At 67.3% G+C, this 19,821-nt stretch carries 18 protein-coding genes; 7 read left to right on the forward strand and 11 right to left on the reverse strand.

Annotation, left to right across the window (positions count from 1 at the left end; all coding sequences use genetic code 11):
• Positions 1-31 precede the first annotated feature (31 nt).
• Positions 32-1,636, reverse strand: a complete 1,605-nt coding sequence (locus ACFVVI_RS28015; RefSeq protein ID WP_387447505.1) for a molybdopterin-dependent oxidoreductase — start codon at positions 1,634-1,636, stop codon at positions 32-34.
• Positions 1,637-1,761: 125 nt separating this feature from the next.
• On the opposite strand from ACFVVI_RS28015, the gene ACFVVI_RS28020 reads away from it, so the two are divergent.
• Both ACFVVI_RS28020 and ACFVVI_RS28025 read left to right on the forward strand, forming a co-directional pair.
• Positions 1,762-2,184, forward strand: coding sequence for a hypothetical protein (locus ACFVVI_RS28020; RefSeq protein WP_378993414.1), 423 nt, complete (start codon positions 1,762-1,764; stop codon positions 2,182-2,184).
• A gap of 83 nt (positions 2,185-2,267) precedes the next feature.
• Complete coding sequence (locus ACFVVI_RS28025; protein WP_387447506.1) at positions 2,268-2,978, forward strand: cutinase family protein; 711 nt, start codon at positions 2,268-2,270, stop codon at positions 2,976-2,978.
• 52 nt (positions 2,979-3,030) lie between these two features.
• On the opposite strand, the gene ACFVVI_RS28030 is transcribed toward ACFVVI_RS28025, so the two are convergent.
• The 4 genes from ACFVVI_RS28030 to ACFVVI_RS28045 all read right to left on the reverse strand — a co-directional run bounded on the left by ACFVVI_RS28030 (position 3,031) and on the right by ACFVVI_RS28045 (position 8,268).
• Positions 3,031-4,827, reverse strand: coding sequence for an AMP-dependent synthetase/ligase (locus tag ACFVVI_RS28030; protein WP_378993418.1), 1,797 nt, complete (start codon positions 4,825-4,827; stop codon positions 3,031-3,033).
• 92 nt (positions 4,828-4,919) lie between these two features.
• Positions 4,920-5,873, reverse strand: coding sequence for an alpha/beta hydrolase (locus ACFVVI_RS28035; protein ID WP_378993420.1), 954 nt, complete (start codon positions 5,871-5,873; stop codon positions 4,920-4,922).
• A 26-nt stretch (positions 5,874-5,899) separates the two neighbouring features.
• On the reverse strand, positions 5,900-6,733 hold the full coding sequence (locus ACFVVI_RS28040) for an SDR family NAD(P)-dependent oxidoreductase (RefSeq protein ID WP_378993422.1): 834 nt from the start codon (positions 6,731-6,733) through the stop codon (positions 5,900-5,902).
• Entirely contained in the window at positions 6,730-8,268 is a 1,539-nt protein-coding gene (locus ACFVVI_RS28045; protein ID WP_387447507.1) for a flavin-containing monooxygenase, read from the reverse strand. The genes ACFVVI_RS28040 and ACFVVI_RS28045 overlap by 4 nt, the downstream gene beginning before the upstream one ends.
• 68 nt (positions 8,269-8,336) lie before the next feature.
• Here ACFVVI_RS28045 and ACFVVI_RS28050 point away from each other — a divergent pair, with 68 nt between their 5' ends.
• Together ACFVVI_RS28050 and ACFVVI_RS28055 are read left to right on the forward strand one after the other, a co-directional pair.
• Positions 8,337-8,972, forward strand: a complete 636-nt coding sequence (locus ACFVVI_RS28050) for a TetR/AcrR family transcriptional regulator (RefSeq protein ID WP_378993426.1) — start codon at positions 8,337-8,339, stop codon at positions 8,970-8,972.
• A 228-nt stretch (positions 8,973-9,200) separates the two neighbouring features.
• A complete protein-coding gene (locus ACFVVI_RS28055) occupies positions 9,201-9,644 on the forward strand; it encodes a hypothetical protein (protein ID WP_378638330.1) in 444 nt (147 codons plus the stop codon).
• 63 nt (positions 9,645-9,707) lie between these two features.
• Here ACFVVI_RS28055 and ACFVVI_RS28060 read toward each other — a convergent pair whose 3' ends face one another.
• Complete coding sequence (locus ACFVVI_RS28060) at positions 9,708-10,289, reverse strand: helix-turn-helix domain-containing protein (RefSeq protein ID WP_379315163.1); 582 nt, start codon at positions 10,287-10,289, stop codon at positions 9,708-9,710.
• Positions 10,290-10,371: 82 nt separating this feature from the next.
• Between ACFVVI_RS28060 and ACFVVI_RS28065 the strand changes: the two genes are divergently transcribed.
• Positions 10,372-11,442 carry an NAD(P)/FAD-dependent oxidoreductase gene (locus ACFVVI_RS28065; RefSeq protein ID WP_387447508.1) on the forward strand — a complete coding sequence of 357 codons (1,071 nt, stop codon included), beginning with the start codon at positions 10,372-10,374 and terminating at the stop codon, positions 11,440-11,442.
• 70 nt (positions 11,443-11,512) lie between these two features.
• Here ACFVVI_RS28065 and ACFVVI_RS28070 read toward each other — a convergent pair whose 3' ends face one another.
• The 3 genes from ACFVVI_RS28070 to ACFVVI_RS28080 all read right to left on the reverse strand — a co-directional run bounded on the left by ACFVVI_RS28070 (position 11,513) and on the right by ACFVVI_RS28080 (position 13,260).
• Positions 11,513-11,731 (reverse strand): hypothetical protein, encoded by a 219-nt coding sequence (locus tag ACFVVI_RS28070; protein ID WP_378993431.1) that lies wholly within the window; start codon positions 11,729-11,731, stop codon positions 11,513-11,515.
• A 237-nt stretch (positions 11,732-11,968) separates the two neighbouring features.
• Positions 11,969-12,349 carry an ADP-ribosylation/crystallin J1 gene (locus tag ACFVVI_RS28075; protein WP_378993433.1) on the reverse strand — a complete coding sequence of 127 codons (381 nt, stop codon included), beginning with the start codon at positions 12,347-12,349 and terminating at the stop codon, positions 11,969-11,971.
• Positions 12,350-12,405: 56 nt separating this feature from the next.
• Entirely contained in the window at positions 12,406-13,260 is an 855-nt protein-coding gene (locus ACFVVI_RS28080) for a helix-turn-helix transcriptional regulator (RefSeq protein ID WP_378993434.1), read from the reverse strand.
• A 101-nt stretch (positions 13,261-13,361) separates the two neighbouring features.
• On the opposite strand from ACFVVI_RS28080, the gene ACFVVI_RS28085 reads away from it, so the two are divergent.
• Both ACFVVI_RS28085 and ACFVVI_RS28090 read left to right on the forward strand, forming a co-directional pair.
• Positions 13,362-14,075: an SDR family NAD(P)-dependent oxidoreductase gene (locus tag ACFVVI_RS28085; RefSeq protein ID WP_387447509.1), complete on the forward strand. Its 714-nt coding sequence runs from the start codon at positions 13,362-13,364 to the stop codon at positions 14,073-14,075.
• Positions 14,069-14,542 (forward strand): hypothetical protein, encoded by a 474-nt coding sequence (locus ACFVVI_RS28090; RefSeq protein WP_387447510.1) that lies wholly within the window; start codon positions 14,069-14,071, stop codon positions 14,540-14,542. The genes ACFVVI_RS28085 and ACFVVI_RS28090 overlap by 7 nt, the downstream gene beginning before the upstream one ends.
• Positions 14,543-14,553: 11 nt before the next feature.
• Here the strand turns inward: ACFVVI_RS28090 and ACFVVI_RS28095 are convergent, their stop codons facing one another.
• Both ACFVVI_RS28095 and ACFVVI_RS28100 read right to left on the reverse strand, forming a co-directional pair.
• The gene (locus tag ACFVVI_RS28095; protein ID WP_379314648.1) at positions 14,554-15,720 is read right to left on the reverse strand and encodes a hypothetical protein; all 1,167 of its coding nucleotides are present in this window, start codon (positions 15,718-15,720) and stop codon (positions 14,554-14,556) included.
• 285 nt (positions 15,721-16,005) lie between these two features.
• Positions 16,006-19,800 carry a multifunctional oxoglutarate decarboxylase/oxoglutarate dehydrogenase thiamine pyrophosphate-binding subunit/dihydrolipoyllysine-residue succinyltransferase subunit gene (locus ACFVVI_RS28100; protein WP_387447511.1) on the reverse strand — a complete coding sequence of 1,265 codons (3,795 nt, stop codon included), beginning with the start codon at positions 19,798-19,800 and terminating at the stop codon, positions 16,006-16,008.
• Positions 19,801-19,821: the final 21 nt, after the last annotated feature.

Raw genomic sequence — 19,821 nt, forward strand, 5'->3', positions numbered from 1 at the left:
GCCCGTCACGTGCGAACGTGGCGGGCAGGTTTCAGTTCACCTGGATGGTGAGGGTGGGGTAGCCGGTGGCGCCGTCGGGGACGACGTCTTGTTCGACGGCGGTTTGTGGCTGACCGGAGGTGTCGGTGGTGCGGGCGCGCAGGGTGTGCTGGCCGGGGGTGGCTTCCCAGTCGTAGGTCCACTGACGCCAGGTGTCGACGGTGACCTCGGTGGACAGGCGGGCGGGGCGCCAGTCGCCGTTGTCGACCTGCACCTCGACGCCGGTGACGCCGCGATGCTGGGCCCAGGCCACACCGGCGATCACGGTGCGGCCCTGCGGGATTCGCCCGCGCCCGCGTGGGGTGTCGATGCGGGTGCCGGTTTTGATCGGGCCCTGCGCCGACCAGCCACGCCGGGTCCAGTAGGCGGTGGCCCTGTCGAAGCGGGTGACCTCGAGTTCGGTGACCCATTTGGTGGCGGAGACGTACCCGTAGAGGCCGGGGACGACGAGGCGAGCGGGGTAGCCGTGCCGGACCGGGAGGGGTTCGCCGTTCATGCCGATGGCGAGGAGGGCGTCGCGGCCGTCCGTGAGGACCGAGAGGGGTGAACCCGCGGTCCAGCCGTCCTCGCTGTGCGACAGCACCATGTCGGCGTCGGGGTGCGGTCGTGTTTCGGCCAGGAGTTCGTCGAGGCGATAGCCGAGCCAGCGGGCGTTGCCGATCAGGTCGCCGTTGATCGGGTTGGAGACACATGCCAGGGTGACCAGGCGCTCCACCGGAGTGCGGCGAAGCAGGTCGTCCCAGGTGAGAGTGATTTCCTGGTCGACCATCCCGTGGATGCGCAGGGACCAGGAGTCTGTGGACACCTGGGGAACGATCAGCGCGGTGTCGATCCGGTAGAAGTCGCTGTTCGGGGTGATGTACGAGGTGAGTCCGGGTACCCGGAGATCGGCGTCCGGCGGGAGATCTGGCAACGGTGCTGTCGCCCTGGGCAATTCGACGGTCTCGCGCTCGGCCGTCACATCATGGCGCGCGCCGCCGAGCAGCCGGCCCGCCAGGCCGGCTCCGAGGGCGAGTACCCCGGTCGCCGCGATGCCACCGAGCACGCGCCGCCGCCCGGCTCCTGCGATCGACGCGCCGGTGCGGACCGGGCTGTCCTCGCCGCCTACCTCCGGCGCCGCGGTGGCCTCACCGAGTTGTGGCGCAGCGGGTTCCGTCGCCGGTCGCCGCGAATCGGATGCGTCATCGATCCGCCGGGTCAGTCCTCGCAACGCGAGAATTCCAGCGGCGGTACCGATCAGCGCGGGCAGCGCACCGGCGAACCCGCCGACTCTCCCGGCGCCGACGACAGCGGCGACCACGCCGAAGATCGCGAACAGTACCGATCCGATCGGTCGAGCCGCTCGCTCGAAATATCCCGCTATCCCCGCGACCACCACCGCGACAATGCCCATGCACACGAACAGCACGGCCTTGTCGCTGGTTCCGAACGTCGAGATCGCCCATTCCCTGACCCCGTCGGGGGTGTGGTCGACCACCGTCGCGCCGAGTGCGTAGGCGGGTGCGCTCCCGGACCCGGTGAACACCGCGACCAACTCCGCCACACCGAGTACCAGTGCAGCGGCCACGATCCCGGCTATCGCCCGCAAGAACGCCATGCACAGAGCGTACGTCGCGCCCGGATCGCCCCGGTGACCGATTTGTGACGGCCGAACACCTCCCGCGGATCGGCCATCAAAACTACACTGTGTAGTAGAACTGATCCCGCTCGGCAGGAGACATGATGACCGAGACAGCACCGGACTCGACACTGCGCGCCACGACGGCGGTCTTCGCCGTCGCCCTCCTGGTCCACGGCGCCGACCACTTACGCCGGGGCATGGGCGCCACCTCATCGCTGGTGAACGCCCTCGGCACCCTGCAAATCCTCTTCGCCCTGTTCACGGTGTTCCTCGTGTTCCGCAGGCACCCGGCGGCCCCCCGCGCCGCGGTGTTCATCGGCTTCGCGAGCGCGATCGGTTTCACGATCGTGCACCTGCTTCCGGACTGGTTCGGTCCGCTCAGCGACAGCTTCATCAACGCGCCTGCCGCCTCCGGTGTCACCGGATTCTCCTGGTTCGCCGCACTGTTCGAGATCGCGGCCGATCTGGCGATCGGCATCGCGGGTCTGCGGATGCTGCGGTCCAGGGCGGTGAGTGTGGCCTGAACGTCGGGGCCGTCGCTCACCCGGCGGCGAATCCGGCCGAGTCGAGGCGATGGTGAACGGTCGCGGTCGGTAGTCTGCGCGGCATGACAGCACGTTCCTTCTCGCGATTCGTGTCTGCAGTCTTCTTGGCAGCCGCGATTCCCCTGGTATCGCCCACCCATCCCGCTACCGCCGAGCCCTGTTCCGATGTCGAGGTGGTGTTCGCTCGCGGGACCGCCGAGCAGGGTGGTGAACTCGGTCTGACCGGTATTTCCTTCGTCGAAGCGCTGCGCGCGAACGCGGGCGGACGCTCGGTCGGCTCGTACGGCGTCGACTACCCGGCCAGCAGCGACTTCACCGACCGGCTGGCCTTCGCCCGCACCGTCGTGCAGGGCATCGGTGATGCTCAGCGACGGGTCGAATACCTCGCGGCGAACTGCCCGGGCGCCCGCATCGTCCTCGGCGGATATTCCCAAGGCGCGGCGCTGGCCGGTTTCGCGACCGGTGTCGGTGTGCCCGAGGGTGTGCTGCCGGAGTACGAGATGTATCTGCCGCAGCCGATGGCGCCCGAGGTGGCAGAGCACGTCGCGGCGGTCGCGCTGTTCGGCAAACCGTCGGATCGGTTCATGGCCGACGCGGACGCACCGGCGGTCTCGGTCGGCGCGCTCTACAAGGACAAGACCATCGAGCTGTGTGTCCCCTCGGACAACATCTGCGACGGTTCCCCGCTCGCCCAGCCCAACGTCTCGCACACCCTGTACAGCATCAACGGAATGACCATCACCGCGGCACAATTCGCGGCGCAACGGTTCTGAACAGCCGAGAGGCCGGTTGCGCGAACGCAACCGGCCTCTCGTCTGTGTGGGATCAGGAGTAGATCTTGTCTACTTCGCCCGCGTACTGCTTCATGACGACGGCGCGCTTGAGCGACATCTTCGGGGTGAGCTCGCCGCCCTCCTGGGTCCAGTCGACCGGGAGGATGCGGATCTTCTTGATCGCCTCGGCCTTGGAGACCTTCTTGTTGGTCTCGTCGATCGCGGCCTGCACCTCGGCGACCAGCGCCGGGTTCTCGATCAGGGTCTCGATCGCGGTGTCGGCGGCGACGCCGTTGCGATCCTTCCAGCCCGGCAGGGCTTCCGGGTCGAGGGTGATCAGCGCGCCGATGAAGGGCTGGCCGTCACCGACGACCATGACCTGGCTGATCAGCGGGTGCGCGCGCAGCGAGTCCTCGAGGATCGCGGGGGAGACGTTCTTGCCGCCCGCGGTGACCAGGATTTCCTTCTTGCGGCCGGTGATGGTGACGAAGCCGTCGGCGTCGATGGCGCCCAGGTCGCCGGTCTTGAACCAGCCGTCCTCGAACGCCTCCTCGGTGGCCTCGGCGTTGCCCCAGTAACCGTCGAACACGACCGAGCCCTTGAGCAGCAGCTCGCCGTCCTCGGCGATCTTGGCCGCGTGGCCCTGGATCGGGCGACCCACCGAGCCGACCCGGATGAACGCGGGCGTGTTCACGGTGAACGCGGCGGTGGTCTCGGTCAGGCCGTAGCCCTCGTAGATCGTCACGCCAGCACCGCGGAAGAAGTGGCCCAGACGCGCGCCCAGCGGGCCGCCACCGGAGACAGCGGCCAGGCACTGGCCGCCGAGGGCCGCGCGCAGCTTGCTGTAGACCAGCTTGTCGAACACGAAGTGCTTGACCTTGAGCAGCAGGTCGGGGCCGCCCTTGGTCTCGAGCGCCGTGCTGTAGGCGATGGCGGTCTCCGCGGCGGCGTCGAAGATCTTGCCCTTGCCGCCGTCGTGCGCCTTCTGCTTGGCGGAGTTGAACACCTTCTCGAACACGCGCGGCACCGAGAGGATGAAGTCGGGCTTGAAGTCGCCGAACTGCTCGACCAGGGTGGTCCAGTCCGAGCTGTGGCGGATGGTCACCTTGGAATCGAAGGCGATCAGCGCGACGGCGCGGGCGAACACGTGCGCCAGCGGCAGGAACAGCAGGGTCTTCTGGCCCTCGGAGACGAACGCGCTGAGCTCGATGCCACCCGAACGCGATTCCGCCCACAGGTTCGCGTGGGTCAGCTGAACGCCCTTGGGGCGGCCGGTGGTGCCCGAGGTGTAGATCAGGGTCGCGGGCGAGGCCGCGCCGACCTGCTTGCGACGCTCGTGCACGGCGGCGTCGTCGAGCCCGGCACCACGCTCGACGAGGGTATCGATCGCGCCCTTGTCGATCTGCAGGGTCTCGGCCAGCGCGGGCAGCGAACCGGCTTCGATCTCGTCGATCGTGGCGCGGTGCTTGTCGTTCTCGACGACCAGCAGCTTGGTCTCGGAATCCTGCAGGATCCACTTGGCCTGCTCGGCGGCCGAGCTGTCGTAGATCGCGACGGTCACGCCGCCGGCGGCCCAGATCGCGAAGTCCAGCAGCGTCCACTCGTAGCGGGTGGCTGCCATGATCGCGACGCGGTCGCCCAGCTCGATGCCGGCGGCGATCAGGCCCTTGGCCACGCCGAGGACGGCCTTCTCGAACTGTGCTGCCGTGACGTCATTCCAGCCGCCGCTGCCGTTCGGGACGTTGAACAAGACCGTGTTCGGCGTCTCCTGCGCGAAGCGGAAGACGTTGTCGGCATTGTTCGCATCGTCCGGGATGGTGTAGGAAGCCGGAACTTCGAACTCTCGCATCTGTGCCCTTCCAGTGGGTTCTACTCGCCAGTAATCTACGACACGTTCGGGCGGGTCGCGATATCGCCGCCCGAATTGCCCGTCACCAGGCTTTATCGTAAATCGTCTATCGATACCGGCTGAATTGCTTCTCGCAGGAATTCCGCGAGTTCGCTGAGAGCCAGCGCTGCCTCGGTGACCAGCGCGGCTTGCAGTTGCGCGACATGCCAGAGGCCGCGGGTTTCGGTGAAGCGGACGTGCACGCCCGCTCCACGCAGGGCTGAGACGAGCTTGCGACACTGGTCGTGCAGGAGTTCGCTCACATCGACCTGCACGTAGGTGGGCGGCAGGCCGATCAGGTTGCCCGACAGCGGGGCGTAACCCGCTTCGGTCGCGGCGGAGTCGCCGAGGTAGTGGGCGGCGCAGGCTCGCGACCACGTTCGGTTGATCACCAGGTCGCGATCCCTGCTCGGCACCTCGGTGGGGTCCACCCAGGGCGCGATGAGGCCGAGCGCGGCGGGGGTCATCTGATGCTTCTCGATCAGCCGCTGGGCCAGTGCCATCGCCAGGCCGCCGCCCGCCGAGTCACCCGCCAGGCAGATCTGCTCGGGCCGGTAGCCGACGTTGCCGACCAGGTCGAGGAACGCGGCCTCGGCGTCGTCGAGCCCGGCCGGGAACGGGTGTTCCGGCGCCAGCCGGTAGTCCAGCGAATACACCGCGCAGGAGGTCTCACGCGCGAGACCGGCCACCAGCGAACGGTGTGTGGCGATCGAGCCGACCACATAGCCGCCGCCGTGCAGGTACAAGATCGCGCCCGCGGCACGTTCGGGCGGGACCGCCCGGGTACGCGAACCCGGAATGGCGGTTTCGGCGATCACGCGTTCGGCGGGGCGCCCACCCAGCTGCAGGTGCTGCACGACGGAACCGTCGGGCACCAACTGCAGCCGGGAGACCGCGTCGAGCAGAACGCGCTGTACCGCGACCGGTAGCCGTGCGTTGAGTGTCACCCGGAACACCGGGTCGAGCAACGCACGGGCGATCGGCAGCGGAATCTTGAACTCGCGCATGGAGTTTCCTCGGGTCCAGAGGAGCGTCAGTGTGGCATGAAGCGGCCGTTGACCACGGCCGAGATCCGGCTGTAGCCGGAGGCGAGGAAGCGCACGCTCACGTCGAGCACCTTGGCCTCCCAGCCGATCAGCACGCGGGCCTGCCCCTTGCGCACGCCCTCGGTGATGGTCTGTGCGGCCATCTCCGGGGTGTGAATCGCCAGGTACTTGTCGAACAGGGTGGCGGCGTTGGCGCCGTCCATGCCCTCGGCGTAGGTGGCGTTGCGGGCGACCGCGGTCTTGATGCCACCGGGGTGCACACAGGTGACCTTGACCGGCGCCTTGGCGACCTTCATCTCCTGGAACAGCGCCTCGGTGAAGCCGCGCACCGCGAACTTGGCCGAGTTGTAGGCCGCCTGGCCGGGCACGGCGACCAGGCCGAAGAGGCTGGACACGTTGATCACGTGGCCGTCGCCGGACTCGATCAGCATCGGCAGGAACGCCTTGGTGCCGTTGACGACGCCCCAGAAGTCCACATCCATGATGCGTTCGATGTCTTTGAACTCGGTCTTGATCACGTCGCCGTGGTAGGCGATGCCCGCGTTGTTGTAGATCTGGTGCACGACGCCGAAGTGCGCCTTCACCTGATCGGCGTAGAGCAGGAACGCCTCGCGCTCGGCCACGTTGAGCCGGTCGGACTTCACCTGCGCGCCCAGCTTCTCGCAGGACGCGACGGTCTGGGCCAGGCCCTCGGCGTCGATGTCGGACAGCGCGAGTTTGGCGCCACGCGCGGCCAGATTCTCGGCCAGCGCGCGACCGATGCCGGAGCCGGCTCCGGTGATCACGCATACCTTGTTCGTGAAGTAAGCATCTTTGCTCACTGTGCTGCCACCACTTCCCTGTCGGCGTCTGCGGTTGTCGTAGTGTAGGCGGCGGCATCGAAATGCCGTGTGAGCCTACGGAATTCGAACGTGAAGTCCGGCCACAACGTGGTGTTGTTGCCGTGCTTGTCCAGGTACCAGCTGGCGCACCCGCCAGTGTTCCAGACAGTCTTGCCCAACTTTTCCTGCAGGTCGGCGTTGTAGGCCTGCTGCACGTCTTCGCGAACCTCGACCGTACGCAGACCCTGGGAGTCGATCGTCGCCAGCGCGTCGCTGACGTAGTTGATCTGCGATTCGATCATGAACACCATCGAGGTGTGGCCGAGGCCGACATTCGGGCCGACCAGGAAGAACATGTTGGGGAAGTTCGCGATGGCCGAGCCCTTGTAGGCCTGCTGGCCGATGTCGTCGAACACCTCGGCCAGCGTGCGCCCGTCGCGTCCGACCATCGCGTTGTAGGTCGGGGAGTCAGTGACGTGGAAACCGGTGGCCACGATGAGCGCATCGATCTCGCGCTCGGTGCCGTCCTTGGTGACGATCGAGCCCGCCCTCACCTCGGCGATGCCGTCGGTGATCACGTCGACATTGTCGCGATCCAGCGCCGGGTAGTACTCGTTGGAGATCAGCATGCGCTTGCAGCCGATCCGGTAGTTCGGGGTGACCTTCTTGCGCAGTTCGGGATCGCGGATCTCGATCTGCAGCTTGGCGCGCGAGAGGGCCTCGAAGGCCTTCATCAGCACGGGGAAGCGGGTCAGGCCGACGACCTGGGTCTCGCGGGCCGCGTAGATCGCCGCGCGCGAGAGGCGCTGGACGGCGGGGATGTGCTTGAACGCCAGCCGCTCGGGCAGCAGGTACGGGCGGTCCATACGCGGCAGCAGCCAGGGCGCGGTGCGCTGGTAGACGTCGAGGGTGGCGACCTCGCTCGCGATGGCGGGCACGATCTGGATCGAGGAGGCGCCGGTGCCGATCACCGCGACGCGCTTGCCGGTGAGGTCGGCGTCGTGGTTCCAGCGGGCGGAGTGGAAGATCTCGCCCTCGAAGTCGTTGATGCCCTTGATGTCGGGTAGCGACGGCTCACACAGCGCGCCGACCGCGGAGACCACGGTGTCGGCGGTGAACTCGCCCTGGCTGGAGCTGATCTCCCACTGCGCGGCCGCTTCGTTCCAGCGGATGCTCTGCACATCGCAGTCGAAGACATGGCGGTCGAGCACGTTGTAGCGCTCGGCGACGCTCTTGATGTACGCCTGGATCTCACCCTGCTTGGAGAACGAGCGGGTCCAGTTCGGGTTCGGGGCGAACGAGTACGAGTACAGGTGCGAAGGCACGTCGCAGGCGGCACCCGGGTAGGTGTTGTCGCGCCAGGTGCCGCCGACTTCGCTGCCGCGCTCGAGCACGAGGAAATCGTCGCGACCCTCTTGGCGCAGGCGGATGGCCAGGCCGAGGCCGGCGAACCCGCTGCCGACGATGATCGTCTTCACGTGGCGGGTTTCAGCGACCCGGGGCTCGACAACGTTGTCTGTAACCTTACGACTCATGTATTGCAGAATACGGTCTTATTGAGCCGGAGTCAACAGCTATTGAGCCTGGTTCAGTAGTGGCTAGGATGGCGGGTGTGACTACCAGGAGTGCGGGAGAGACGAAGCGTGTGCGGCTCAGCCCCGAGGAGCGCCGGCTGCAGCTGATCACCCTCGGCGCCGAAATGCTGGTCGACCGGTCGCTCGAGGACGTCTCGGTCGACGACATCGCCAAGCAGGCGGGCATCTCGCGGGGCTTGCTGTTCCACTACTTCGCCTCGAAGCAGGAATTCCACGAGGCGATCGCCCGGCACGTGAGTACCGAGTTCTTCGTCGCGATCATGCCCAACCGCGAGTTGTCACTGTTCGACATGTTGCGCGACTCGATCGAACGATTCGTCGACTACGCCACCGAACACTCCGCGTCGTATCGCTCGGTGCTGCGCGGGCCCGCCAGCGTCACTCCCGACATGGCCGACTACGTCAACGAAACCCGCGGCGCCATCGCCGATCTCATCGTGAGCGAACTGCCGCTGCCGCCCGAGGATCCCGATCTGGCCCGGCTCACCTTGGCCATTCGCGGCTGGATCGCCTTCGTCGAGGAGACCATCCTCACCTGGATGATCGACAAGCCGATCAGCCGCGAGTCGCTGGTCGATCTGCTGGTGGAGTCGCTGCCCGCGCTGGCGCTGAGTCCAGCGTTGATCGCCGCGCTCCAGGGCTAAATTTCTCCGGATCGCTGTTAACGCGCCGACGGGAGTGTCGCGAACAACTGAGGGGCTTGCACTGCCCTCCGCCGCTGCGTGCCCACAGTTCCGGTGGCCCTGAATCTGTTGTGGCACAACATATTCGGATGCCGAATCGAGACCATTGCGGTGGCTAACGGTGCGGCTGTTCGGCACGACGAAGTGGGTATGACTCTCACGAACAGCACAATTCGCAAATTCTCGGCCGTGGTTGTTTCCGCCGGCGCCGTCCTCGTCGGGCTCGGTGCGCCCGCCGGCGCGCTGCCGTCGGATCCGATCGCGGTGTTCACGCCGACGCTGAGCCGGACTCCCGGCGCCAACTGCGCGGCGATCATCAACGCCCAGACCGTGCCGCAGCCGCAATCGGGCACCTTCGGTGTGCGGGTGGCGATCACCCAGACCGGAGACTTCTGCCAGCGCTACCAGGTGGCCGTACGCTTCCGCAATCTCGATACCGGCTACAGCGACGGCCAGTCGCACCCCGTGGAGAACGGTCAGATCCTGCACGCGCCGGGCAATGTGATCGTCGGGTTCGGGACCGCGCCCGGCAAGGGCCGGGTGGAGGCCTGGATCGTGACCACCGACGAATCCCTGCCCCAGCATCAGGAATTGGAGCACATCGCGGGACGCGCGAGCTTCACGCTCGGCTGATTCTCGCTGTCTTCCGTCGGGGCGAGTGCACAGGTGAGTGCGCTCGCCCCCGACGGGCTTGCCCTAGTCGGATTTGGGGCGGGCGCGCAGGTGCGCGCGCTCGCCCTGCTTGCCGAACAGGCTGATGAATTCGACGGATTGTTCGTCGGCCGCGCCGAACCAGTGCGGGATATGGGTGTCGAACTCCGCGGCTTCGCCGGGGGTGAGGATCAGATCGTTGTCGCCGAGAATCAGGCGCAGGCGACCGTTGAGCACGTACAGCCACTCGTAGCCCTCGTGCACCTGCGGTGTCTGGGGTCGATCGCGGGCGCCCGGGGCGATGATCATCTTGAACGCCTGGATGCCGCCCGCGCGCTTGGTGAGCGGGAGCATGGTCATGCCGTGGCGGGTGACCGGGCGCAGGTGGATGCGCGGGTCGCCGGTGGGCGGGGCGTCGACGAGCTCGTCGAGGGTGACGCCGTATGCCTTGGCCAGGGGGAGCAGCAGCTCCAGGGTGGGTTTGCGGTCGCCGGATTCCAGACGTGACAGGGTACTCACCGAGATGCCGGTCTCCTGGGCCAGGTCGGCGAGGGTGGTCTGGCGCTGTTTGCGCAGGTTACGCAGCCGAGGTCCGACCGAGTCGAGGGTTTGATCGAGGTCCTCCATGCTCCCCACTTTGCCATATCGGCAAAGAAGGTTGCCAGTATTCGGCGTTGGAATGCACTGTGGACGCTCGAAGGAGGTCGAGATGACACAGCTGGATGATTCGTACGACGTGGTGGTGCTCGGCGGTGGAGCCGCCGGGCTGAACGCGGCGCTGATGCTGGCGCGTTCACGGCGCTCGGTGGCCGTGATCGACGCGGGGGCGCCGCGCAACGCGCCTGCTCAGGGGGTGCACGGACTGCTCGGGCGGGAGGGGATGTCGCCGCTGGAGCTGCTCGAGCTCGGGCGAGCCGAGGTGCGCGGGTACGGCGGCGATGTGGTGGCGGGACGGGTGGTGAACGTCGCGCGTGTGAATCGCGCACCCGAGCCCGGAATCGTTGCGGACGAGCGTGATTCAGTTCAGGTCGGTCCGGGTGACGGCGCTGCGGCGGGGGCGGGTCGGCGGTCGGATGTCGAAGAATTCTTCGTGACCCTCGACGACGGCCGGACCGTGCGGGCCCGGCGCGTTCTCGTCGCCACCGGACTCGCCGACGAGCTCCCCGACGTTCCCGGGCTGCGTGAACACTGGGGACACGACGTCCTGCACTGCCCCTACTGTCACGGTTGGGAAGTGCGCGATCAGCGCATCGCCGTCTTGGCGAGCGGCCCGATGTCGGTGCACCAGGCGCTGCTGTTCAGTCAGCTCAGCGACGACATCGTCTTCCTGTCGCACACGGCCGATCCATTGAGTGACGAAGACGTGGAAAAGCTGGTGGCACGCGGTATTCGGATCGTCGACGGCAAGGTGGTCGAGGTGCTCGGCGCCGACCGGCTGACGGGCGTCCAGCTCGCCGACGGCACCGTCATCGCACGGGATGCGCTGGTCGTGGCACCCCGGATGAACACCCGCGCCACCTTCCTCACCGAACTCGGCCTGGTTCCCGAACCCCACCCCTCCGGCATGGGCGACCATATCCCCGCCGATCCCGTCGGCCGTACCTCGGTGCCCGGCGTCTGGATCGCGGGTAATGCCACCGACCCGTCCGCCCAGGTCGGCGCTGCCGCGGCAGCCGGGGCCATGGCCGGTGCACAGATCAACGCGGAACTCGTGATGGCCGAAACCGCTGCCGCGGTGGCGGCACACCGAGCCGATAGCGTCGAATCTGCGTCCGTGTAGGCCCGATCGATCCTCGGTACGACAGCGAAGGACCCCGTCTGAGGTGATGCCGGGGTCCTTCGCTGTCGGCTCAGTTATCGGTGGCCGGGCACACGGTGCTGCTGAACGGGCACGGCTTGAACAGCTCCTCGATGAGCATCACCAACGTGGCGCTCCCGCTGGTCGCGTCGGCACTGCCGGTCCCCGCCTCGGCGACCGATACCGTCGGCGCGGCCGCCGCGGTAGCGGGCACCACCGCACCGAGTGCCACCATCGCCATGCCCGCCATCACGAATTTCCCGATCGACACGCTAACTCCCAATTTCGACAAGTGTTGTCACAGTTGACGACATGGATGCTGCCTTCTGAACCGACCGACCGGTAGCCCTGAAAACCAGGGTTGCGGCTGTCGATTCGGGGTCTCCGGGCGACGATCCGCGCCGTCGGCCACGCCATGAGCAGGTGAACCGCCGGGATGTCCACAGCACCCGGCATCCGGCCTACGGGTGACGACCCTGACCGAGCCGTCTGACTCTCGATGTCCTGGTCACGCCGTTTCGGGAAGAGGCGCGCCTTCCGGGAAGCGGCGCACGACTTCGATCACCCCGACGATGTTGCGGTTGAATTCGTCGAGATCCGCTGCGGGGATCCAGTATTCGAGGATGTCGCGGCCACCGGCCTGTTGCACGTCGTAGTTGTCGAGGTAGTCGGTTCGGACTGCGAAGCGGGTGACGTATCCCGCGCCGGACGCGGGCACATTCCAATCGCGGGCGATCAGCACCGCGTAGGCCTCGTTGAGGACCGGGTAGAAGATCGGCTGGTCGGGTAGGCGTGGTGGCCAGGTGCGCCAACCGGATTCGGCGACAAGCGCCAGCTCCTTGGGGCCGGTCGGCCGCCAGAGGATGGTGGTGCGTGGTGCGGTTGTCATCGTTACTCCTTCGCGAGTAACGCACCGTATCCGAGTAGCCCTGGGGAGGCCATTTGTTATTCGGTGGGCGGTGTCGCGAAGGATTCGAGGCCGGTTACTCGGAGGAGGTCGAGGGCGGTGGCGGTGTGGGTGTGGGGGGCGGCGGAGTAGATGATGATGGTTTGGTCGGTGTCGGGGACGTGCATGGCGTCGCAGTCGAGGGTGAGGGCGCCGAGGTCGGGGTGGGCGATGGTTTTGGTGAGGCTGTGCATGGCGCTGGAGCGGCCTGCCTGCCAGAGTGACTCGAATTCTGGGCTGCCGGTGCGTAGTTCGGTGAGCAGGCGGGTCAGGCCGGGGTCGTCGGGGTAGGTCGCTTTCACCGCGCGCAGGCAGCCCACGCAGGCGGCCGCGTTGCTGTCGGCCTCCTCGGGTGTCATCACGACGCGGCCCATGCCGGTGCCGAGGAAGCGCTGCCACATGATGTTGCGCCGGCCCACCGGGATCGCGGAGAAATCACCGAGCAGGGCCGCCGACAAGGGATTCCAGGCAAGAACGTCGGATTTGGCCGAGAGCACGAGCACCGGCAGATCGGCCAGGCGATCCAGCAGCCGCAGCACGCTGGGACGGATCACCATCGGAATCCGCCCGGCCTGCGGCGGTTCCGACCCGGCGAGCCGGAAGACGAGATCGCGGTCGACATCGGTGAGCCGCAGCGCCCTGGTCAGCGCGCCGAGCACCTGCTCCGACGGTTTCGGTCCGCGACCCTGCTCCAACCGCACGATGTAGTCGACGCTCACCCCGGCCAGGTTGGCCACTTCCTCGCGCCGCAATCCGGGGACCTGCCTGCGTGACCCGCCCGGCAGGCCCGCGTCGGCGGGGGTCAGCCGGGAACGCGCGGTGCGCAATACCGTCGCCAATTCCGCTCTGTCCACCCTTCCCATGGTGCCGCAGGACAGCGGGTCAGGGGTGGTACCGCGGGTCCTATGCCGAGGCAGCACTGGAGACCGGGCCGGGTCGGGGTGACTCTGGAGCCATGACAACGATTGCCTTGGTCACCGGGGCCAACAAGGGACTCGGCCGGGAAACGGTGCGCAGACTGGCCGAAGCCGGCTGGCTGGTGTTCCTCGCCGCCCGCGACACCGCGCTCGGCGAGGCCGCCGCCGCCGAATTCACCGCGGCCGGTGTCGACGTTCGATTCGTCCCGCTCGATGTGACCTCCGACGACTCCGTCGCCGCGGCCGCCGACATCGTGAAGGCCACCGCGGGCCGCCTCGACGTGCTCATCAACAACGCGGGCATCGGTGGTCCCCGTAGCGCACCCTCCGAGACCGGCCCCGATGATCTGCGAGAAGTGTTCGAGACCAACGTCTTCGGCCCGGTCCGGGTGACGAACGCGTTCGTGGGTCTGCTGCGGTCGTCCGACCATCCCCGCATCGTGATGGTGTCCAGCGGTGTCGGCTCCATCGCGACGGTCACCGACCCGAAGTGGCAGGGCCTGCTGCCGCCCGCCCTCGGCTACCCGAGCACCAAGGCGGCGCTGAACATGCTCACCGTCATGTACGCGAGCGAACTCGGCGAGATGAAGGTCAACGCGATCGATCCCGGCTACACCGCCACCGACCTCAACGGGCACAGTGGTTTCCAGACCGTCACCGAGGGCACCGACGCCGTCGTCGCCGTGGCGACGGCCGACCGGGACGGCCCGACCGGCGGATTCTTCGACCGAACGGGCCCCACCTCGTGGTGAAGGCGGGCGCCCTGCTCGTGGCGGTGCTCGCCGGCCTCGGCATCACCACCTACCTGATGAGAACGGAGAGCCCAGTGCCACAACCGAAGACGAGCACGGTGCTGTCGATCGGTCTGCACCCCAGCGCCGTCGACTACACGCGCTACCCGCAGATCGACGAAGCCACCCTGACCGCGCGCATCACCGCAGGCGAAACCGCCTTGCGCGAAGCAGGTTTCGACATTGTCTCCTGCCAGGTCCCGGCCGACCCCGACGCGGCCGAATCGGTCCTGCGCGAATGCGCGGCGGGTGGGGAGTTCCGGGTCGCGATGATCGGCGCGGGTGTGCGGATGGCGCCCGAACACACCCTGCTGTTCGAGCGGCTGATCAATGTCGCCTCCGACCTCGCGCCCGGAATCGGCTTCTGTTTCAACACGTCTCCGGAATCCACCATCGACGCCCTGCGCCGCTGGGTTCAGCCAGGCTGAGAGATGACCGCTTACTTGTGGCCGCCGCCGTGGTCGTGACTGCACGTATCGGTGCGCCGGCCGTCGGCGCTCGCCTGGCCCGCGCCATGACCTTCGAGCGCCGCGAACGGGCCGCACTGATGCGGGGCGATCCAGACGTGCACCATCGGATTGCCCGCACCGGGGTTGATGGAGTTGGGCGGGCAATTGCCCTGGGCGTCGAGGACACCGGCGACCACGGGGCCGTTGTCGCCCGCCTTCCAGCAGAGATTGTCGTGGACGTGCCACTGCATCAGGGAACCGCCGAAGTCCACCAGGCTCGGGTCGTCGATCTTCTTGCCGTTGGCGATGTACATCGCCGACACGAGGGTGCGGCCGGTTCCGTCGACCCGATAGACCAGCGACTCCGGGTGGGCGGGGTCGAGGAAGTTGTTGTCGCGGATGTAGCTCATGTTGATGTAGTGCTCGTACCCGGTGGCCGAGTCGCCGATCGAGCGGAAGCCCAGGGCGCCAACGGTGTTCACATCCGAGAAGGCGGGCAGGCCGTCGAGCGTACTGCGCACCAGGTTGGTCGCGCGCGACTGCTGGTCCGACGTCACACCGGCGACACCCGACAGGTCGATCGGCTTCGTGGGATCCCACGGGCGCGGCCAGTTCGCCTCGGTGCCGTGATCGTCGCCCGCGCCGTGCGCGTGGTCATCGCCCCCGGCATGCGCGTGATCGCCGGTGTCGCCGTGACTGTGGACGTGCCCGACACCGTTGAGCATCGCCGCCAGCGCCAGCACACCTACCGCGGCGGCCGCGATTCCGGAGCGCATCGGCGGCAGGGTCGCGGTGGGCCGGAGCAGACCGATGCCCGCGGCGACGGCGGCCAGCGCACCCAGCACCGCGCACACGGTGTCGGCCACCTGCGGTGACTCCGCGGTCAACCCGGCGATCCACCCCACATCGGCGAACCGGGTGAACGCCCACACCGCGGCGGCGAAGGCATTCGCCGCGAGCATCGAGCTCACGACCACCTTCCGCTCGCTCAGCAAGACCGCCAGCCCGGTCGCGCACTGGATCGCGGCGAGCACCACCATCAGCCGCGCCAGCGTGGCGTGCTCGGTGTGCATGCCCGCCGCCATGAAATGCACGGCGCCCGCCCCCACCGACGCGATCCCGCCCAACAGCAGGTATCCGTTACGTCCGTTCGCCATGCCACGCTCCTGTGTTTTCTGAGCGCTGGCGCGCTCGAGCGGGGCCCTTCGGGCCCCTGATCTTCCCTCCCTCCGGGCACTCCTTCGTCGCACCCTCCACTCAGTCCAGATCAGGGCGGGCCCCTTGGGGTAGTTCGCGCCGGACATTACCGGGGCACACTGTGGCACCGCTGCCACCCGGATAAGAGAACTCTGTGACCGATGTCTCGCCACAGTGTCCGGAAACGGCGAACGCCGGGCGGATCGCGATGATCCACCCGGCGCAGGCCGTTGTGCGAGAAGAACTTACGTGGTCGGCTCGAAAGCCTCGCCGATGATCTCGGCCTGCTCCACGGCGTGCACCTTCGACGAACCCGAGGACGGGGCCGACATGGCGCGACGCGAGATGCGGCGCAGACGGCCCAGGCGCTCGGGCAGCACCTCGGGGAGGTTGAGGCCGAAGAAGGGCCATGCGCCCTGGTTGGCCGGCTCTTCCTGGACCCAGGCGATGTCGGTCGCGTTCGGGTACTTGGCCAGCGCCTCGTTGAGGCGGTACGTCGGGATCGGGTAGAGCTGTTCGATCCGGACGATCGCCACGTCTTCGCGCTTGTGCTTGGCCTTCTCCGCGGCCAGCTCGTAGTAGAGCTTGCCCGAGGTGAGCAGGATGCGCTTGACCTTGGCGGTGTCGCCGATGCCCTGTTCGTAGGTGGGCTCGTCGAACACCGAACGGAACTTCGACTCGGTGAAGTCCTTGACGTCGGACACCACGGCCTTGTTGCGCAGCATCGACTTCGGCGTGAAGACGATCAGCGGACGACGGATCCCGTCGAGCGCGTGCCTGCGCAGCAGGTGGAAGTAGTTCGCCGGGGTGGACGGCACCGCCACGGTCATCGAGCCTTCAGCGCACAGCTGCAGGAACCGCTCGATACGACCGGAGGTGTGGTCGGGACCCTGACCCTCGTGGCCGTGCGGCAGCAGCAGCACCACGTCGGAGAGCTGGCCCCACTTGGCCTCACCGGAGGAGATGAACTCGTCGATGATCGACTGCGCGCCGTTGACGAAGTCACCGAACTGCGCCTCCCACAACACGAGTGCGTTGGGGTTGCCCAGGGAGTAGCCGTATTCGAAACCGACGGCGGCGTACTCGCTCAGCGCCGAGTCGTGCACCGCGAACCAACCCGGCTTCTCCGAACCGATGTTGTGCAGCGGGGTGTACTCGACGGCGTTGATCCGGTCGATGATCACCGAGTGACGCTGGGTGAACGTGCCGCGCCGCGAATCCTGACCGGTCAGGCGCACATCGTGGCCCTGGTCGATCAGCGAACCGAAGGCGAGCAGCTCGGCGAAGGCCCAGTCGACCTTGCCCTCGTAGGCCATCTCGCGACGCTTCTCCAGCACCGGCTTCACGCGCGGGTGCACGTTGAAACCGTCGGGAGTGTTCAGGAACGCGTCACCGATGCGCTGCAGCACCGACTTGTCGACCGCGGTGACCACGGTGGCGGGCACCTTCTGGTCGTCCTCGACGGACTCCGACGGCTCCGGAACGTACTTCTCCAGCTCGCGGACCTCGTTGAACACACGCTCCAGCTGACCCTGGTAGTCGCGCAGCGCGTCCTCGGCCTCTTTCATGGAGATGTCGCCACGGCCGATCAGCGATTCGGTGTACGCCTTACGCACCGAACGCTTGGTGTCGATGATGTCGTACATCTCCGGCTGGGTCATCGAGGGATCGTCACCCTCGTTGTGCCCGCGACGGCGGTAGCAGACGAGGTCGATGACGACGTCCTTGCGGAACTTCTGCCGGAAGTCGACCGCGAGGCGCGCGACCCAGTCGCAGGCCTCCGGGTCGTCACCGTTGACGTGGAAGATCGGCGCGCCGATGAACTTCGCGATGTCGGTGGAGTACTCGGTGGAGCGGCTGTTCTCCGGCGCCGTGGTGAACCCGATCTGGTTGTTCACCACGATGTGGATGGTGCCGCCCACGCGGTAACCACGCAGACCCGACAGGTTCAGCGTCTCGGCCACCACGCCCTGACCGGCGAACGCGGCGTCACCGTGCAGCATCAGCGGCATCACCGAGAAGCCGTCGGGGCCGTCGCCCTTGTCGAGCAGGTCCTGCTTGGCGCGGACCAGACCCTCGAGCACGGGGTCGACCGCCTCGAGGTGCGAGGGGTTGGCGGTGAGCGAGACCTCGATCTCGTTGTCGCCGAACATCTGCAGGTACTGGCCGTGCGCACCGAGGTGGTACTTCACGTCGCCGGAGCCGTGGGTGGCCGCCGGGTTCATGTTGCCCTCGAACTCGGTGAAGATCTTCGAGTACGGCTTGCCGACGATGTTGGCCAGCACGTTGAGGCGACCGCGGTGCGGCATGCCGATGATGACCTCGTCCATGCCGTACTCGGCGCACTGGTCGATGGTGGCGTCCATCATCGGGATGACAGCCTCGGCGCCTTCGAGCGAGAAACGCTTCTGGCCCACGTACTTGGTCTGCAGGAAGGTCTCGAACGCCTCCGCGGCGTTGAGCCGGTTCAGGATGTACTTCTGCTGCGCGACAGTCGGTTTGACGTGCTTCTGCTCGACCCGCTCCTGCATCCACTTGAGCTGATCGGTCTCGAGGATGTGGGTGTACTCCACACCGACGTGGCGGCAGTACGCGTCACGCAGGATCGACAGCACATCGCGCAGCTTCATCCGCTCCTGGCCGTGGAAACCGCCCACGTCGAAGGTGCGGTCCAGGTCCCACAGGGTGAGGCCGTGCTCGGTGACGTCGAGGTCGGGGTGGCTGCGGAACTTGTCCTTGACCAGGCGCAGCGGATCGGTGTCGGCCATCAGGTGACCGCGGTTGCGGTAGGCCGCGATCATCTCGAGCACCCGCGCGCTCTTGTCGACACCGCGCGCGCTGATGTCCTTGCGCCAGCGGATCGGCTCGTACGGCACGCCGAGGCCGTGGAAGATCTCGTCGTAGAACTCGTCGGAGATCAGCAGGTTGTGGATGGTGCGCAGGAAATCGCCCGACTCGGCGCCCTGGATGATGCGGTGGTCGTAGGTCGAGGTCAGTGTCATCAGCTTGCCGACGCCGATATCGGCGATCCGCTCGTCGCTCATGCCCTGGAACTCGGCGGGGTACTCCATCGCACCGGCGCCGATGATCGCGCCCTGGCCCGGCATGAGGCGCGGCACCGAGTGCACGGTACCGATGGTGCCGGGGTTGGTCAGCGAGATGGTGACGCCGGAGAAGTCGTCGTTACCGAGCTTGCCCTCGCGGGCCCGGCGCACGACGTCCTCGTAGGCCGCGTGGAACTGACCGAAGCTCATGTCTTCGGTTTCCTTGATGGCGGCCACGGCCAGCGATCGGTTGCCGTCCTTGCCCTGGAGGTCGATCGCCAGGCCCAGGTTGGTGTGGGCCGGGGTGACCGAGTTCGGCTTGCCGTCGATCTCGGCGAAGTGGCGGTTCAGGTTCGGGAACGTCTTGATCGCCTGCACGATCGCGTAACCCAGCAGGTGGGTGAACGAGATCTTGCCGCCGCGGGTGCGGGCGAGGTGGTTGTTGATCACCAGGCGGTTGTCGATCATCAGCTTGGCCGGGATCGCGCGCACCGACGTCGCGGTGGGGATCGTCAGCGAGGCCGACATGTTCTTGGCGATCGCGGCGGCGGGGCCGCGCAGCACCTTGTTCTCCGGACCGGCGGCGGCAGCCTTGGGCGCGGTGGTGGCCGGTGCGTTAGACACCGGTGCAGGTGTGGTCTGCGGTGCGCGCACCGTCTTGGCGGCCGGAGCCGGAGCGGCGGCTGGAGCCGGAGCCGGAGCGGCGGCTGGAGCCGCGGCGGGCTTGGGCGGTGCCGTCGCTACCACGGCTTTGGGAGCCGGGGTCTGCGCAGCAGCCGCCTTGGGGGCTGCGGCTGCTGAGGGAGCGGAGGAGGCGACCGGTGTCTGGCTGTTAGCGGATTCGGTGGCTTCCGGCGTGTAGTCCGCGAGAAACTCGTGCCAACTCGCGTCGACCGAGGACGGGTCCTGTTTGAACTTCTGATACATCTCGTCGACTAGCCACTGGTTCTGTCCGAACTGGGAAGTTGAGCTGCTCACAGCTGGTGTTCGCCTCATTTCGTTCTTCGCGCTGCGACG

The sequence above is a fragment of the Nocardia sp. NPDC058114 genome, assembly GCF_042884695.1.
Taxonomy (GTDB): domain Bacteria; phylum Actinomycetota; class Actinomycetes; order Mycobacteriales; family Mycobacteriaceae; genus Nocardia.

Excerpts from the sequence above, each read along its gene's own strand:
- ACFVVI_RS28095 (WP_379314648.1), bottom strand. The coding sequence starts at position 15,720 with ATGGCGAACGGACGTAACGGATACCTGCTGTTGGGCGGGATCGCGTCG.
- ACFVVI_RS28085 (WP_387447509.1), top strand. The coding sequence starts at position 13,362 with ATGACAACGATTGCCTTGGTCACCGGGGCCAACAAGGGACTCGGCCGG.
- ACFVVI_RS28050 (WP_378993426.1), top strand. The coding sequence starts at position 8,337 with ATGGCGGGTGTGACTACCAGGAGTGCGGGAGAGACGAAGCGTGTGCGG.
- ACFVVI_RS28015 (WP_387447505.1), bottom strand. The coding sequence starts at position 1,636 with ATGGCGTTCTTGCGGGCGATAGCCGGGATCGTGGCCGCTGCACTGGTA.
- ACFVVI_RS28025 (WP_387447506.1), top strand. The coding sequence starts at position 2,268 with ATGACAGCACGTTCCTTCTCGCGATTCGTGTCTGCAGTCTTCTTGGCA.
- ACFVVI_RS28030 (WP_378993418.1), bottom strand. The coding sequence starts at position 4,827 with ATGCGAGAGTTCGAAGTTCCGGCTTCCTACACCATCCCGGACGATGCG.
- ACFVVI_RS28075 (WP_378993433.1), bottom strand. The coding sequence starts at position 12,349 with ATGACAACCGCACCACGCACCACCATCCTCTGGCGGCCGACCGGCCCC.
- ACFVVI_RS28020 (WP_378993414.1), top strand. The coding sequence starts at position 1,762 with ATGACCGAGACAGCACCGGACTCGACACTGCGCGCCACGACGGCGGTC.
- ACFVVI_RS28065 (WP_387447508.1), top strand. The coding sequence starts at position 10,372 with ATGACACAGCTGGATGATTCGTACGACGTGGTGGTGCTCGGCGGTGGA.
- ACFVVI_RS28060 (WP_379315163.1), bottom strand. The coding sequence starts at position 10,289 with ATGGAGGACCTCGATCAAACCCTCGACTCGGTCGGACCTCGGCTGCGT.
- ACFVVI_RS28100 (WP_387447511.1), bottom strand. The coding sequence starts at position 19,800 with ATGAGGCGAACACCAGCTGTGAGCAGCTCAACTTCCCAGTTCGGACAG.
- ACFVVI_RS28035 (WP_378993420.1), bottom strand. The coding sequence starts at position 5,873 with ATGCGCGAGTTCAAGATTCCGCTGCCGATCGCCCGTGCGTTGCTCGAC.
- ACFVVI_RS28045 (WP_387447507.1), bottom strand. The coding sequence starts at position 8,268 with ATGAGTCGTAAGGTTACAGACAACGTTGTCGAGCCCCGGGTCGCTGAA.